At 42.3% G+C, this 15,842-nt stretch carries 12 protein-coding genes; 3 read left to right on the top strand and 9 right to left on the bottom strand.

The features are described from left to right. Nucleotide 1: 1 nt before the first annotated feature. A complete protein-coding gene (locus tag NH462_RS22175; RefSeq protein WP_253107770.1) occupies nt 2-658 on the bottom strand; it encodes a YgjP-like metallopeptidase domain-containing protein in 657 nt (218 codons plus the stop codon). A gap of 226 nt (nt 659-884) precedes the next feature. Here NH462_RS22175 and NH462_RS22170 point away from each other — a divergent pair, with 226 nt between their 5' ends. Next, nucleotides 885-1,865 carry an ion channel gene (locus tag NH462_RS22170; RefSeq protein ID WP_010375550.1) on the top strand — a complete coding sequence of 327 codons (981 nt, stop codon included), beginning with the start codon at nt 885-887 and terminating at the stop codon, nt 1,863-1,865. A 17-nt stretch (nt 1,866-1,882) separates the two neighbouring features. Here the strand turns inward: NH462_RS22170 and NH462_RS22165 are convergent, their stop codons facing one another. Continuing rightward, entirely contained in the window at nt 1,883-2,524 is a 642-nt protein-coding gene (locus tag NH462_RS22165) for an HD domain-containing protein (RefSeq protein ID WP_010375547.1), read from the bottom strand. A 127-nt stretch (nt 2,525-2,651) separates the two neighbouring features. Here NH462_RS22165 and NH462_RS22160 point away from each other — a divergent pair, with 127 nt between their 5' ends. Next, entirely contained in the window at nt 2,652-3,842 is a 1,191-nt protein-coding gene (locus NH462_RS22160; RefSeq protein ID WP_253107769.1) for a class I SAM-dependent methyltransferase, read from the top strand. A 60-nt stretch (nt 3,843-3,902) separates the two neighbouring features. Here the strand turns inward: NH462_RS22160 and NH462_RS22155 are convergent, their stop codons facing one another. The 6 genes from NH462_RS22155 to NH462_RS22130 all read right to left on the bottom strand — a co-directional run bounded on the left by NH462_RS22155 (nt 3,903) and on the right by NH462_RS22130 (nt 11,285). Beyond that, nucleotides 3,903-4,193: a PilZ domain-containing protein gene (locus NH462_RS22155; protein ID WP_010375543.1), complete on the bottom strand. Its 291-nt coding sequence runs from the start codon at nt 4,191-4,193 to the stop codon at nt 3,903-3,905. A gap of 9 nt (nt 4,194-4,202) precedes the next feature. Then, nucleotides 4,203-4,586, bottom strand: a complete 384-nt coding sequence (locus NH462_RS22150; RefSeq protein ID WP_010375541.1) for a response regulator — start codon at nt 4,584-4,586, stop codon at nt 4,203-4,205. Between the two features lie 81 nt (nt 4,587-4,667). Further along, nucleotides 4,668-8,561, bottom strand: a complete 3,894-nt coding sequence (hrpA, locus tag NH462_RS22145; RefSeq protein WP_253107768.1) for an ATP-dependent RNA helicase HrpA — start codon at nt 8,559-8,561, stop codon at nt 4,668-4,670. A gap of 153 nt (nt 8,562-8,714) precedes the next feature. After that, nucleotides 8,715-9,143, bottom strand: coding sequence for a CBS domain-containing protein (locus tag NH462_RS22140; RefSeq protein ID WP_010375537.1), 429 nt, complete (start codon nt 9,141-9,143; stop codon nt 8,715-8,717). A gap of 85 nt (nt 9,144-9,228) precedes the next feature. Beyond that, complete coding sequence (locus NH462_RS22135; RefSeq protein ID WP_253107767.1) at nt 9,229-10,257, bottom strand: isoaspartyl peptidase/L-asparaginase; 1,029 nt, start codon at nt 10,255-10,257, stop codon at nt 9,229-9,231. A 317-nt stretch (nt 10,258-10,574) separates the two neighbouring features. Then, on the bottom strand, nt 10,575-11,285 hold the full coding sequence (locus tag NH462_RS22130; protein WP_253107766.1) for a SapC family protein: 711 nt from the start codon (nt 11,283-11,285) through the stop codon (nt 10,575-10,577). 218 nt (nt 11,286-11,503) lie between these two features. On the opposite strand from NH462_RS22130, the gene NH462_RS22125 reads away from it, so the two are divergent. Beyond that, nucleotides 11,504-12,214, top strand: coding sequence for a DUF6445 family protein (locus tag NH462_RS22125; RefSeq protein WP_253107765.1), 711 nt, complete (start codon nt 11,504-11,506; stop codon nt 12,212-12,214). Nucleotides 12,215-12,515: 301 nt separating this feature from the next. Here the strand turns inward: NH462_RS22125 and NH462_RS22120 are convergent, their stop codons facing one another. After that, a complete protein-coding gene (locus NH462_RS22120; RefSeq protein ID WP_253107764.1) occupies nt 12,516-15,146 on the bottom strand; it encodes a TonB-dependent receptor in 2,631 nt (876 codons plus the stop codon). Between the last annotated feature and the right edge of the window lie 696 nt (nt 15,147-15,842).

The raw sequence follows: 15,842 nt of genomic DNA, 5'->3' as shown, positions 1-15,842 counted from the left end.
GCTAATGCTCAATCATCAAGTCACGACCGTGGTCACGTAAGTAACGCCGAGCCATTTTATGGTCGTGGCCATAGTGCTTTGTTACCAAATGCCAAAATGCGCTATTGTGTGCCATGACATGAAAATGGCAAAGTTCGTGCACTACCACATAATCAATTACCCACTGAGGCGCACCAATCAAAAACGTATTAAACGCAAGCACGCCTTTAGATGAAAAACTGCCCCAGCGGCTTTTATAAACGCGTATTTTTAGGGTATCAAAGCGAGCTTGAATATCAGGTTGATAGCGCGCAATAACCATATCTACATAGTCATTTAGCGTTTCGCTTAACAGCGCAACTAATTCACGCCATTCATTTTTGACAGCCTTAAGTAAAACCCTTTTGTTATCAAAATCAATTACAGAGGTCGTACTTTCGCCTCTTTGAATGGTAAAGGTCTCGCCGAATACTTGCACAATACCTGTTTCCAGTGGCCGAGGGCTCTTTGGTATGATTTTTAGAGCAAGCTTTGATCTTATCCAATCGGATTTGCTTTCCACCCAATTATGTAACCAGCGCTCGCAAATTTGCTCTGGCGCATACACAAATACTTGGCCAGCTTTTATTTTTATCGCAACGCTCTTACGCTTTCGGCTTTTCTTCAATTGATATTGCAAGATAACAAATTCTTAGTCACTAAAGCATGCATTATAGTATGAGCAACTTATCAGAGTCACTGCAAACGCCATGTAAGATAATGAATTCGACCAATGATGACAATACACTCATCAATAGTGTGGTTTCTAACACTCTATAAATTAGAAAGATTTTTTCGTTAAATCACCGTATTTATTATTTTTGCTGCTACGCTTAATGAAAAAGGCATTTTGATTTAGGCAAGCTATGGCTGATAAACCCATTTGCCAATATGTGTCACCTGAGGGAAAAAAATGCAGTGAAATCGATATGGGCTCAGGTTACTGCTTTTGGCATGACAATAAATTCGATAAAGGTGGCTTGGAGCTAAGCCAAAAGCTTGAGCGCTACGCCAAGCGCGGCGGTTTGCTACAAGGCTTAGAGTTGAAGCGAGCCAATTTAGAAGGGCTCAATCTTGTTAACTTTGAAAATCATCATGGTTATGATCTATCTTATAGCAACTTCTATCGTGCCAATTTAAAAGGGGCGCACCTATTTAATAATACCATTAAGCATGCGTCGCTAATGAAGGCCGATTTGAGAGAAGCAAGTCTGCACTGCTGTAATTTAGAAAGCACCAATTTGCTCGGCATAAAGCTGGAAAACACCCGTATCGATAATATGGAACTCGGCGAGCAATTACTGCAAGAGCAGCAAGCTTTTGAGGCTCGCAGAAGCCGAGCGAAAGAAGACGCGGAGGACTTGTTTCTACAGTCCGAAGAGATCTATCGTTTACTACGTAAAGGCGCAGAAAACCAAGGACTATTTGAAATGGTTGGGCGCTTTACATACAAAGAGCTGCGCATGCGACATGCCCAGTATCCACGATTTTCAAAACGTCACCTTATTTCCAGCTTTGTCGACTTATTATGTGGGTATGGAGAAAAACCAGAAAATGTCATTCGTTTCAGTCTAGGTATGATAATTACCTGTGCATTTTGCTATTTTCTATTTGGTGTTTCGTTTCAAGATCAGATAATGCAACTGGACTTAGACAACAGTGTATCTGAAAACGTAATGGCGCTGCTGAACAGCTTTTATTTTAGTGTTGTTACCTTCACAACCTTGGGTTACGGGGATATTACGCCTGTGGGGATCTCCCGACTGATCGCAGCGGTAGAGGCTTTTACCGGCAGCTTTTCATTAGCGCTATTTGTGGTGGTCTTTGTGAAGCAAATGACGAGGTGATACTCATCTCGTCATTTTCAATCCGCGATTTCTGATTTCAGTTGTTCTAAAAAATCCAGCATATATTGGGTGCGGGCTTGTGCCTGCTCACGGGCTGCGGTGGTATGCATGTTATCTTTAATATGCAGCAGCTTAATGAAGAAGTGATCTAAGGTATATTTGGTATCGTCAGCTTTTCTGTGCTCACAAAAAGGGTCTTCTACATTGTAGAGATTACGCGCTATCGCCCCACCTACTTTCATACAGCGGCTAACACCTATTGCCCCTAGTGCATCCATTCTGTCTGCATCTTGAACAATTTTGGCTTCTAATGTCGTGGGTGTGACACCGGCGCTAAAGCTGTGTGCAACAATGGCGTGGTGAATCGCCTCAAGTTTATCCGTGTCGTACTTCAACTCTGTTAGGAAGGCAACCGCCTTATCTGCTGCTAATTTCGACGCCAGCGGCCTGTCTGGATGATTTTTTGCTACGGCAACACAATCATGTAACCAAGCGGCAGGGATCACCACCGCAGGATCCGCTCCCTCAGCTTCGCAAAGCACCTTTGCAACTTTAACTACACGCTTGATATGAGACAAATCATGGGCGGTATCTGCACATGGTGTCGACAGCATAAACTCTTCACATGCTTTTTCTAATTCATGCATTTTTAACGTCATTAAGCTCAACTTTTATTAATATCTGACAAATAAACCCACACAAATTCAGCGGGAAAGGCATTACTGATTGTATGTTGCCACACCCTTCACTAAAATGGCAGCTATCAGGAAAGATTAGAGAAAATATATGACTTGCGCGCTATATCTGCAACCAGGCAGAGAAAAATCCCTTAACAGAAAACATCCTTGGGTGTTCTCAAAAGCCATTAAAAAAGTAAAAGGTAAACCTGCCCTTGGCGATACCGTTAAGATTTACAGCAATGAGGGTAAATACCTCGCGACAGCCGCTTACAGTCCAGACTCTCAGATCAGAGCCAGAATTTGGACATTTGATGAATCACAACATATCGATCAAGCGTTCTTTGAGCAAAAACTCGCACGGGCACTAGCAGCCAGAGAATGTGTTATCGCTGAAGGTGGTTTAACTGGCTTTAGATTGTGTGCCGCAGAGTCCGATGGTCTGCCAGGTGTAACAATTGATAAGTTTGATAATTACTTGGTTTGTCAGTTGCTAAGCGCTGGTGCCGAGCGCCACAAGGGTGAAATAGTAATGGCATTGCAATCACTATTTCCCGATTGTCATGTTTACGAGCGCTCAGATGTTGATGTGCGCAAAAAAGAAGGCCTTGATAAAATTACCGGACCGCTTGCTGGCGATGCACCAACCGCCCCCGTCCTTATAAGCGAAAATGGTTTAAAGATTGAAGTCGATATCATCGGCGGCCATAAAACCGGCTTTTATCTAGATCAACGCGACAGTAGAGCCGCGTTAGAACGCTTTGTAAAAGACAAAGAAGTGCTTAACTGCTTCTGCTACACCGGTACATTTGGTCTTTATGCACTGCGCGGTGGCTGTAGTAAAGTAATCAACGTTGACGTATCGCAGCCTGCACTCGACACAGCTAAACGCAATGTAGAACATAATGGACTAGACTTATCGAAAGCTGAGTTTGTTAAGCAAGACGTATTCAAACTACTTAGACAATATCGTGATGAGGGCCGTCAATTCGATACTATTGTGATGGATCCACCAAAGTTTGCAGAAAGTAAGGCGCAGCTTAACGGTGCTTGTCGTGGCTACAAAGATATCAATATGATTGCCATGCAGATATTAAAGCCTGGTGGCACGTTACTCACCTTCTCGTGTTCTGGTCTTATGGAACAAAACCTGTTCCAGAAAGTCGTTGCAGACGCTGCGCTCGATGCCGGTAAAGAATTGTTGATTATGGAAAGACTAAATCAAGCAGCCGATCACCCTATTGCGGGCAATTATCCAGAAGGTTTTTACCTGAAAGGCCTTATTTGTAAAGTTTATTGATTTAGCAATTTATAGTGGTATTGGAGGAAGCTTCAATACCACCTTTAGGGCTTAGGTAATCTAATTAAATTTGGTGATTTCAAGCCCTACAATCCACTGCTCATCCTGCTCTTGACTACAACGGATCACGGTTGCATGAGCACTAAGCGGTTGGATCATATCACCACTAGAATCAATGAAAATGTCAACGGTTGAATTTGCTTCAATTGGGTCGCTCACTGTCACTGACAACCCTGTGGCGCTTAAATCGTGACAAACTCCTTGGTGCACTTTACCCGACTCAAGTTCGGTTAATTTTGCTACTGCATCCACCGACATACGCATAAAACGGCGTTTATCTTCATTGATCATATAATGCTCCTACACCATTGATTTTATTTTTTCTAATAGCGATTGCATTGAAAATGGCTTTACCACATAGGCATCGCAGCCGGCATCGAATCCCGCTTTTTGTTCTTTTTCGGACTCTAAACCAGATACCATTAATACAGGAATGTCCTTCGTCTCTGGTGTATTTTTCAACATTCGACAGGTGTCGTAACCGTCAAGGCCCGGCATACATACATCAAGCAAAATAGCATCTGGAGGATCAGCAATCGCATTAGACAAGCAACTCGTGCCCGAGTTTGCATAGCTCAGCTCAAACGCCCCTGACAGCGCCACTTCGAGCATTTCATAGTTAAAATACTCGTCGTCGACCACTAGCAGATGCGGTGCATTTTTCCTTTTCTCTCGTGTGGACATATTCAATGCCGCTTCCTTCTCACAATCCAAAACTTTACTTCCTCATATAATAAAGTAACTGTCGTACTCTAAAATGCAAGTTTATATTTCGCACTCTTTTATCGAATTCAGAACGCGTTTAGCCGAAATCGGATAAGCCGTTCCTAATGTTTGAGCAAACAAAGACACGCGAAGTTCCTGTTGCATCCAAAAAATATTTATAAGCGACTCTGGTACAGGTAATCCAGAAGGAATTTTTGCCAACTTGTCTTGATAGGCCGCAGCAACTTTTTCCAATTCGAGTACACACAGCCTATCTCTGTTTGGGTCTACCGCAAGTTTTTCAAGCCTTTTTTCAATCGCTTTCATGTAGCGTAAAATATCAGAGATTTTGTCAGCACCATGAGCGGTGACAAAGCCTTTAAAGATAAGACCGGATAACTGAGATTTTATGTCGCCGTGCGCGGTGATCATCGTGAGATCCACTCTGCCTTTCATACGCTTGTTAATACTGTGGGCAATACTAAGCACAGCCTCAACTTGCTTCGCAATTTCAACTACAGTGTCACCTAGCTCAGCTCGAATGTGCTCTTTGGCTTTTTCAAACGCGACGTCTTCTCTGATCTCGCCAAATGAACGCAGCAACTTATCAACCCCAGCTTGCGTACAGTCATCAACTAAATCATGCACTTTACCAAAGGGATTAAAGTACAATCCTAACTTAGCCTTATTTGGTAAGTGTTGCTGCAGGTATTTAACAGGCGAAGGAACATTGAGTAGCACAAGACGGCGCAATCCAGCTTGATGTGCTGCTTGGGCTTTTATTTCGTTATCAAACAGTTCTATAGCCGCACTTTGTTTTTTATCGACTAATGCAGGGAAAGCCTTAATCTCATAATTGCCTTGCTTTTTAGTATATTGCTCTGGCAGCTCGCCAAAATCCCACTGCTGAATATCCGTCTGCTCGATCCCTTGCTCTGCCACTTGCGACAGCGTTTCGGTCACTTGCCCTTGCAACTTTGCCTTAAGTGTCAATAAATCAAAGCTATGGGCTATCACCTTGCCTTTGTCATCGACTACCTGAAATTGCATTTTTAAGTGCGGCTCAAGTGAACTAACATCCCAATCTGACTCGGCGACTTTGACACCTGTCATTCTGAGTAAACGGTTGGCCACCGCTTCGATAAATGAGCCTTGCATTACCTCAACGGCGGCAAGCACAGCATCGGCATAATTTGGTGCTGGCACAAAATTACGTCTCAAGGTCTTCGGCAGTGACTTAATAAGCCCACAAACCAGCTCATGTCTGAGCGCAGGGATATGCCAATCAAAACCTTCATCTTGAACTTGGTTTAACAATGCCAGAGGAATATTGACCACCACGCCGTCGAGTGCTTGGCCTGGGTCAAAGTGGTAACTGAGAGGCAAAATCAAATTCCCCTGCTGCCACGTATCAGGGTAATGGATATCCGTGATATGTTCAGCGTCATGCTTCATTAATAGATCGCGCGTCATATGCAAAAGGCGTTTGTCTTTTTGCTTTTGTGAACGCCACCATTTACTAAACGCAGCACGATTATTTACGTCTTGTGGAATTCGATCGTTATAAAACGCAACCACATCTTCTTCGTCGACTAGGATATCGCGACGCCTCGCTTTATCTTCAAGCGCTTGCACTTCTTCAACCAATTTTTGGTTTGCGCTTAAAAAACCTTCGCTCTGGCCAAGTTGACCATTTGCTAACGCTTCACGAATAAATATCTCTCGGCTAACCACAGGATCAATATCGCTATACACCGTGCGTTTGCGGCCAACGATGATCAAGCCGTATAAGGTTTGTTGTTCAAATGCAATAACCGCTCCAGCCTTTTTCTCCCAATGCGGTTCACTATAGCTGCTATTAACTAAATGCTTGGCGAGCGGCGCAATCCAATTTACATCGATCTTGGCGTTAACCCGAGCATAAAGTTTACTGGTTTCCACAAGCTCTGCAGACATTAGCCACTTAGGGCTTTTCTTAAACAGTGTTGAACCGGGGAAAATATGAAATTGGCTGTTACGTGCGCCTTTAAAGACTTGCTTTTGCTTTTCGTCCTTTACACCAATATGGCTAAGCATGCCACTTAGCAAAGATTGATGGATAGCTTCATCGCTTGCAGAACTGCTATTTATTTTAAAGCCGAGCTCCTCACACACCGTGGTCAGCTGATATACAATATCTTGCCACTCACGTACGCGCATGTAGGCCAAAAAGTCTTTTTGGCATTGCTTTCTAAACTGGTTACGCGTCAGTGCTTGCTGCTGCGCTTCAATATAGTTCCATAGATTTAGATATGCAACAAAGTCAGAGTGTTCGCACTCAAAGCGATTGTGTTTTTCGTCAGCGGCTGCACGTTTGTCTTGAGGACGCTCTCTTGGGTCTTGAATAGACAATGCCGCGGTGATCACTATCGCTTCCCAAAGCGCATTATTTTGTGCCCCTGACATCACCATTTTGGCAAGCCTTGGGTCTATGGGTAAGCGACTTAGTTTACGACCTGATTCTGTGAGCTTGGCCTTTTCTCTGCGCTGTGCAGGAACTATCGCCTCCAGCTCTTCAAGTAACGACATACCATCTTTGATATTACGGCTATCAGGCGCTTGTACAAATGGGAATTGACTTATATCACCAAGTCCAAGTGCAAGCATTTGCAAAATAACCGAAGCTAAATTGGTTCTTAGAATTTCAGGATCGGTAAACTCAGGGCGCCCTAAAAAGTCGTCTTCAGAATATAAACGAATACAAATACCGGATGCCACACGCCCACATCGACCTTTACGCTGGTTTGCACTGGCTTGTGATACCGCTTCAATCGGTAAGCGTTGCACTTTGGTTCGATAACTGTAGCGGCTTATTCTCGCAGTACCCGGGTCGATAACATAGCGAATACCTGGTACGGTCAATGACGTTTCCGCAACGTTTGTAGACAATACGATGCGCCGTTGGCTATGGGGCGCAAAAATGCGATTTTGTTCGGCATTAGACAGGCGCGCATACAAAGGTAAAATCTCAACGCCTTTTAAATTGCGTTTTGCCAGCGCGTCAGCGGTGTCACGAATTTCACGCTCACCGTTCATAAATACCAAAATATCCCCGGGTCCTTCGGCACAAAGCTCATCAACCGCATCAAAAATGCCCTGCAACTGGTCATTTTCTGCTTCGCCATTTTGTGAGTCTACATCTTCAACTGGACGATATCTCACTTCTACTGGATAAGTTCGTCCTGACACCTCAATAATAGGTGCGTCACTAAAATGTTTGGAAAAACGCTCAGGGTCAATGGTTGCTGAGGTAATAATCACTTTAAGATCTGGACGCTTCGGCAACAGCTGCTTTAAATAACCCAGAATAAAATCAATATTCAGGCTACGCTCGTGCGCTTCATCAATGATGATTGTGTCGTACTGGTTGAGGAATCTGTCTTGTTGAATTTCCGAGAGCAAAATACCGTCGGTCATCAGTTTTACGTATGTATTGTCAGAAACTTGATCTGAGAAGCGAATTTTAAATCCAACTTCTTGCCCCATCTCGCAGCCAATTTCCTCTGCGATACGGGTAGATACGCTTCTTGCCGCTAGTCTTCTAGGCTGTGTATGACCAATATAGCCATCCACGCCTCGACCAAGCTCTAAACAAATTTTAGGTAGCTGCGTGGTCTTCCCCGAGCCTGTTTCACCGGCAACAATGACCACTTGGTTATTCGCGATGGCTGCTTTGATGTCGTCTTTTTTCTGGCTGACGGGTAGTTGCTCAGGATACTCTACTGCTGGAATATTGGCACTTCTTGTTACCTTTAATTCTTGGCTTTTTGCAATCGCAGCCGCTACTTTTGCGACTACCTGCTTTTGCTTTTCTTGATCGGTAATTTTTTTCGCACCATGGAGGCGCTTTTTGAGGATGAAGTGATCCTTTTTAAGACATGAATTTAGCTCTTTGAACAGCGAGTCAACCTGCACTACACGACACCTTGTGATTACATAAAACGCCGTGTAGTTTATCAAATCAGATTAGACGAACCCAACTAAATTTGGTTAGGAATTGAGATTTTTGCTGTTATTCTCAAGGCAACTCCTCATGGGTTACCTTAACAGCTCGTAAATTTCATCGCTTTATACGTAACGGTGACCAGAGACATAAGCATCATGTAAATGCTTATCCAACGCTAATAGCACGTTTGCACGACTGATAACCCCAAGTAAGCGACCTTCATCGTCAACTACCGGGTACACTTTGGGCTTGTTGCAAATCATCAAATCTGCCATTTGCACTATGCTGTCTTCGCGTTTTACACACAGAGGCTCTTTTGTCATCACATCGGACACCACACTATGAGACTCATTTTGATAGGTCGCCTCTAGCATTTTTTTGAGGCAATCCTGCTCAGATAAAAACCCAATAACCCGCCTTGCTTCGTCTATAACCGGCCCGCCCGACTGGCCGCTTTGTAGCAGCTTTTCTACCGCTGATTCTACGCGCATGTCCTGTTTGAATGTTACGGGGCGATGATTTAAGTAGTCTGCGACTTTTATTGATTGCATTGCTCATCTCCATTAAAAACGCCAGCTATCATGATAATAATAGCTGGCGTTTGAAGAACTTGCTTAGTCTCAACGAAATATTGTTTTACTCGCTATAAATACCAACATAGGTCTGTGTTGTTGACGACTTGCTCGCACGATACATCCCCGCGGTATTAAATGGCATGCTAATATTTCCTTTAGGGTCAACAATGATCACCCCACCCGTGCCACCAATTGGATAAAGCGTATCAAAAATCACTTCTTTTCCCGCTTTTTCAATCGACTTGTTTTGATAAGCGACACGAGCACAAATATCAGCTGCGACATTATATCGAATAAAATACTCACCATGTCCCGTTGCTGACACAGCACAAGAGCGGTTATCCGCAAATGTGCCCGCCCCAATCACTGGTGAGTCACCTATCCGTCCAAAGCGTTTAGCCGTCATCCCACCGGTTGACGTTCCAGCCGCTAAATTCCCCTGTTTATCAAGTGCGACAGCCCCCACAGTTCCCATCTTATATTGGCTCTCTAATTGTTGATGTGCCGCCTGATAGTCTTTGGTCGCCGCTTCTTTTATCTGCAATCGCTTTTTCGCCTTTAAGAGTGATTGATAGCGAGCATCGGTGTCAAAATAGCTGTTTTCCACTAACGTAAAACCGCGTTTCTTGGCGAAGTCTTCTGCACCTTCACCACTTAGCATGACGTGTACTGAGTGCTGCATTACTTCTTTTGCCAGATCGATTGGGTTTTTAATGTGCTTCACCCCCGCCACAGCGCCCGCTTGGCGATTACGACCATCCATGATTGATGCATCTAGCTCATGCCCTTCATCGTAAGTGTACACGGCCCCCTTACCAGCATTAAAAAAAGGAGAATCTTCAAGAATGTTAATGGCTGCCGTTACCGCATCAAGGCTTTCTCCACCTTGTTCTAGTACCTTATAACCCGCTTCAACGGCTTCTTTTAGCTTAGCTTTGTATTGTTTTTCTTTTTCTGGTGTGAAGTTACTGCGCTCAATCGTACCAGCTCCTCCATGAATGGCGATCGCAAACGGGGTCGCTTTCTCGTCAGCGACGACAGCTGTCGTCGACAAGGCTAATAATGCTGCTAGCAAAGAGTTTTTTTTCATTTTTATACCTTGGTTCGTTATTAAACTTCAGCATGAGGTGAATTTTAGAACGATGCAAGCTTTCGCGTTAAAATACTCCTTTCAACTCAACAAGAAAAACGCCGAGTAGCTTATAACCGTCGTTGGGAAACACGCTAGGTCTGGATCCCTCGTGGCGCTTCATACTGTCCTAATCCAAACGCTAAGTAATACCAATTTGCCTTAATACTTGCTCAATTTGAAGGAGCAAATTGGTGTAGCAGTTATAAAATAGCATGCACAAAAAAAGCGCTTCCTCTGGAAGCGCTTCTATCGAATCGTTTTATATCTAAAAGCGATTAGCTCGCTTCGCGCTGAGCCTTCATACGTGCAAGACGCGCAACTTGATGCGTAGAAGTTAAGAATGCGAAGATCGGTGCTAAATAGCCACGTTTACGTAGCTCTAGGAAATCTTCGTCACCTAATTCGTTTAGCTTACGCTCATCCACAAGGTAGATACCGTTGATGTCTTTTTTCTCACCACGGATTTCTACCGTTAGCGTTTGTTGAACTAGAAGCTCTTTGTCAGCAAGATACTGAGTAAACGCTTCAGTTACGCGAGCAAACTCAACATAGCTTACTAACGCTTCTTTACGACGACCTAGGTATTCAGTTTCTTTACCGTCTTCGAAAAGCGCATTGCCTTCTTCTTCACCAACTAGCGGACTTGCTTCATCAATAACAATACCAAACTGATCTTGCTCTGGATGCTTAACCAAACCAAACGGGTAACGTGCAGCGGACATTGGCACAAAGCTGCCAGTCCACTTATCACCGTCTACAAATAGGTTTTCACCTGGCTGAAGACCAAACATAGCAACCGCTTGAAATTGACCTGTTTCAGTGTTTTTAACAAACGCCATTGGGAATTCTGTCGCTACACGCGCAAACTCATGCGCTACCACAGGCATTAAGTGCTGAGTTTTAAGGAAATCAACGTTCACGCCATTTTTTACTTTGATATTAGCGTGCTTTTCGTTGTGTAAAGGCTGCACTTGTTGTTCCGCCATAATACTGCTCCATTATTTTACGTATTTGTTACTTTATTTATTGCCCCTAAGGCTAGCGGTTTTCCGGGCAAATTGGAAGTTAAATATTTTTTAAGGTAGTTTAGATAAAAACTTCAATAAAGAACTTAGCTTATTTCGCATCAAAGAGTTGATAGCGCTGTCATAATTACGTACATTTGCTTAATAGTAGTCTATGTATAGTTTAACAGTAAAAAACAATGCAAAACCTCAAGCTCAACCCTTCCTTAAAAATTAGCGTGTTAATCGTCCCTAATACAGATATCAGTGTCTATGTCATTGATGACTTCTTATTGGATACTGCGAGCGTGTTAAATTTTGCGCATAAGGTAGCCTACTACCACCCCATGTTTTCTGATAATTCCTTCTACCCGGGAAAAAGAGACCATATGCCTGAACCGTATATGAGGCTACTAGCATCATTTTTTAAGGATTACATGCTTCCGCGCATTTCTAGGACTGAGTATCAATCAGTTACTTTTCATAAATGCTTATTGTCACTCATCACTTGCCAGCCTGATGCGCTTATTTTAGACCAAAAAGTTCCGCATATTGATTCATTTGATGACAGAGACTTTGCTTTTGTACACTACCTATCCACAGCCAACTTGGGAGGTACAAGTATCTATCGTTTTATACCTGAAAACCTTGTAGAGCTTAGGGAAAAAGATAAAGGAGTATTATCAGAGATGTTAATAAAAGCAGCTGAAAGTCCACATGAGCACTCTGGTTACCTAAATGAAACAACAAGTGTGTTTGAGCGTGTGCTGAAAATAGAACCAAAGTTTAACAGGTTAGTTATCTACCAAGGGAACATATTACATAGTGCCAATATCAATTGTGCGTCAGGATGTAATCAAGATCCAAAAATAGGAAGGCTCTCAATTTCTTCGTTTGCGAGCGTGCGCTAAATCAGTTTATATTCTCAACATAATGCAGATCGATGTTAACACCTCTCTAAATATTAGAAACAATGTCAGTAAAGCTAAAACTCTCTTATAGAGTATAAATAGTAACCTTCTTTCTTGATCAATTAGAAGTTATTGGTTGATAAGCCGAATTATAAGTAAGTTTTATTACTAACCCCTTCTCTCATGAGTTAATTGCTAATCCTTTTCCAATAAAAAAGCTCAACGAATTGTTGAGCTTTTTCTGATCTTCGTGTCCCGTCCTGAAATGCGTTTACACATTTAGGATGGGACATTGAGTTATTTAGAAACGTACCGCTACACCAACTTTATAGCGTGCTTCACCTTCAAAACTCCAAACAGGGAAGTTATTAAGAAGGTCAGGGTTTGGCAACGTCGTTGATGGATTATTGTTACCTAGTTGAACGCTATCTTCTTCCGTTAAATTAATGGCTTCAAAAGTAACATCTAGATAATCTGTAGCCGAGTACGTAGCACTGAAATCAAGCTGTCCATATGCTTTATGTTCACGGTTACCATACCATCCTGGAGCCTCACGAATGATGAACTCAGAGCGCCAGTTATATGCTAGACGAGCAGAGAAGTTATCTTGCTCATAGAAAGCAACTAAATTATAGGTATTCTTTGACGAATCAGAGAAAATACCAACTCTGTCAGGGTAATTTTCTGCAGGAGCTTCAGCATCCGCATAAGTGTAGTTGAATGAATAACCAAAGCCATTTTCAAAAGCGTCTTGAATTTGGAACTCAATACCTTCTATCGAACCACCACTACCGTTTGTAGATGAACTAACAGTCCAACAATCTGTGATACCAGCACCACACGGCGGCTCTCCTGCATCAGGATTATTTGTATAAACTGGAATATCAATTCCAATTTGTTGGTTAACCTGTTGCTGTGTCGAAATAAATGAACTCACATCTTTCGTGTAATACGTCAAGCTAACCATACCATCAGCACTGAAGTACCACTCAAGCCCTATGTCAGCTTGGAATGCTTTGAATGGACTTAGGCCTACGTTACCCGTCTGAAGGACTTCATTTAATGGGCGGTTATCTGTATAGCCAGCCAAGCTTCGTGTTGCAAACAGATCAGCATAGTTAGGACGTGAAATAACTTGAGCAGCTGAAGTACGAAGGATAATGTCGTCAGCAACATCAATCACCAAGTTTAAGCTTGGAAGAAACTCACTGTAATCGGCTTTGTCTGTAGATAAAGTAGTATCATATTGACCTGTATCACTTAAATCGTAATAGTCAGACTCAATATCTGTTGAAATATAGCGTATGCCTACATTACCACGGACACCCTCACCGCTGAATTCAGCCATTGCATATAGGGCCATATTTTCTTCTTCAACAGTACCATATGCTTGAGGTCTTTGTGTATAGCCTTCTGTCATTGCCAAGGAGTCAGCAATCATAAGGTCCATATTTGGTTCCGGGATAATAAATCCACCACCAGCAGATATAGTGCTAGGATAATACTCAGATGCATTTCTCATAGGGCGAAGTGCAACATTAACATTAGCACCATTACCATCCTGTACTACTTTGTGGTCAGCGTAACGGAAACCGGTTTTTATTGCAGAAATTAACCCGAAGTCAACTGGAAAGTCAAAATCTAGATTTAGATAAGTTTCTTCATCTGAGTCTGGATTGTATTCAGGAGCCCAAGTCTGTGGACCGATCACACTAGGTAAAATACCTGAATCAAATGACTGTTTTGCCAGATTATATCGCGTAATGTCACCGGTCATGTCAACTGTGCCATTTAATTCGCTACTATCATTGACCGTCCACTCACCGTAATTTGCTGTTGTTACATCACTATCCGCACTAGTATTACCGATACGGCCTTTAAATGTGAAGTTCTCAGCCTCGTACTGCCAATCAAGGTCAATAGTATCTGACTTCATACTCGCTTTACGAACCCAAGATTGATAAAACGCTGTAGCAGTTCCATCAATGTCTCGGAACGTGCAGTTACCAGAAGCATTCGTTTTTGTGCAAGAACCATCACCAGGGAAGATGATTATTTGTGAGTTAGCATTATTGGCGCCTAATTCTAAACTTGTTACATTTAGGCCAAATAATAAAGAGTCTGTCGGTCTATATTGCATTGCTACATTAATAGCCGTGCGATCTCTTTCTTGCTGGAATACAGTGGGAGCCATACCACCAGACCAACCTCCCGATGATTCAATACCATTTCGCTGATATTGAATTTCAGCAAGTGCGCCAGAAACAAGAATACCGAAATTTTCATCTTCGTTTTTCCAGCTGTAAAGTCCCGAAAATTCAGGATCCGTTTCCTCAGAAACCGTACCGTAGTCAGCCTTTACGCTTGCAAATACTGTGTTAGCATCCAAATCCAATGGTTTACGTGTCTTGACAATTACTGTACCACCGATACCACCTTCCACTAAATTCGCTTGAGAAGACTTATAAACCTCTAAACCGCCAACCAACTCAGAAGGTAAAAGTGAATAGTTGAAACTGCGATCGACCGCTTGTTGGTCAAACCAACTAGTGGAAGCAACAGAATGCCCATCGAGCAAAGTGCGTGTCAATTGTGCTGACGCACCACGAATTGATACTTGCTGGCCCTGACCGAATTGGCGGGATACACTCACCCCTGAAATTCGAGCTAGTGACTCACCTACGTCACCATCAGGGAATTTACCAACGTCTTCAGCAGTCACAACATCAACGACAGCATTTGCGAAACGCTTACCATTGAGGTTTTCTTTATTTGAAGCGCGAATACCACGAACTTCAATGACTTCTACGTTTTCTTGTACTTGATTTTGGCTTTGACTTTCTTCTGCAACTACAACGCCTGAAAAGCCCGCACCTAGTGCGATGCTGACGTTAACTGCAAGTAAGCTTTTTTTGAAATTATTAGCTAACACAGGATTCCCCTTGAATCATTTTGTTGGTTTTTTAAATCACTTCTGCCCAGTGATGATGACAACGCTGTCATCTAATAACAAACCATACACCCTAAATTACATATTCGCTACAATTTTTTTGGCCTGTTATTCAAAAAATATTCATATAGATAGATATCTTATTGATAAATATAAACTTAAATATAGCCAAGATATGGTTTGTTACAAAAACGATTGGAGAATAGCACAAAAAATTTTGCTGCTGTAGAGTTTTAAGATGGAATTGTCTCAATAAAGGGACATTTTAATTATCTGAATACACACAAGGGGATGTGTATTCAATTCCCTCATCAAGCTTGGGCAGAAGCTAAAGATGAGAATCAATATCAATGACAACGCTGTCATTATAGATTTATCTGTAAGTACTGTCTAGTTCTTTTAAGAGAATTTTTTATGACAAAGGCTTATAAAATCTACGATCAGCGAGTTAGTTATCACTATCTTTTGCACAAATTTAAATACCCCATTACGGGACTTGTTGATTTTATAATGATCGTATCTTGAATCAGTAAAATTTATTGCTTTTATTCGTAAGAAGTAAGAAGTAAGAAGTAAGAAGTAAGAAGTAAGAAGTAAGAAGTAAGAAGTAAGAAGTAAGAAGTAAGAAGTAAGAAGTAAGAAGTAAGAAGTAAGAAGTAAGAAGTAAGAAGTAAGAAG

Source organism: Pseudoalteromonas sp. OANN1 (genome assembly GCF_024124685.1).
Lineage (GTDB): Bacteria > Pseudomonadota > Gammaproteobacteria > Enterobacterales > Alteromonadaceae > Pseudoalteromonas > Pseudoalteromonas piscicida.
Note: the sequence above shows the minus strand (reverse complement) of the source record. Positions and strands in the feature narration are given on the sequence as shown.

Excerpts from the sequence above, each read along its gene's own strand:
- NH462_RS22170 (WP_010375550.1), top strand. The coding sequence starts at position 885 with ATGGCTGATAAACCCATTTGCCAATATGTGTCACCTGAGGGAAAAAAA.
- NH462_RS22165 (WP_010375547.1), bottom strand. The coding sequence starts at position 2,524 with ATGACGTTAAAAATGCATGAATTAGAAAAAGCATGTGAAGAGTTTATG.
- NH462_RS22160 (WP_253107769.1), top strand. The coding sequence starts at position 2,652 with ATGACTTGCGCGCTATATCTGCAACCAGGCAGAGAAAAATCCCTTAAC.
- NH462_RS22155 (WP_010375543.1), bottom strand. The coding sequence starts at position 4,193 with ATGATCAATGAAGATAAACGCCGTTTTATGCGTATGTCGGTGGATGCA.
- NH462_RS22150 (WP_010375541.1), bottom strand. The coding sequence starts at position 4,586 with ATGTCCACACGAGAGAAAAGGAAAAATGCACCGCATCTGCTAGTGGTC.
- NH462_RS22140 (WP_010375537.1), bottom strand. The coding sequence starts at position 9,143 with ATGCAATCAATAAAAGTCGCAGACTACTTAAATCATCGCCCCGTAACA.
- NH462_RS22135 (WP_253107767.1), bottom strand. The coding sequence starts at position 10,257 with ATGAAAAAAAACTCTTTGCTAGCAGCATTATTAGCCTTGTCGACGACA.
- NH462_RS22130 (WP_253107766.1), bottom strand. The coding sequence starts at position 11,285 with ATGGCGGAACAACAAGTGCAGCCTTTACACAACGAAAAGCACGCTAAT.
- NH462_RS22125 (WP_253107765.1), top strand. The coding sequence starts at position 11,504 with ATGCAAAACCTCAAGCTCAACCCTTCCTTAAAAATTAGCGTGTTAATC.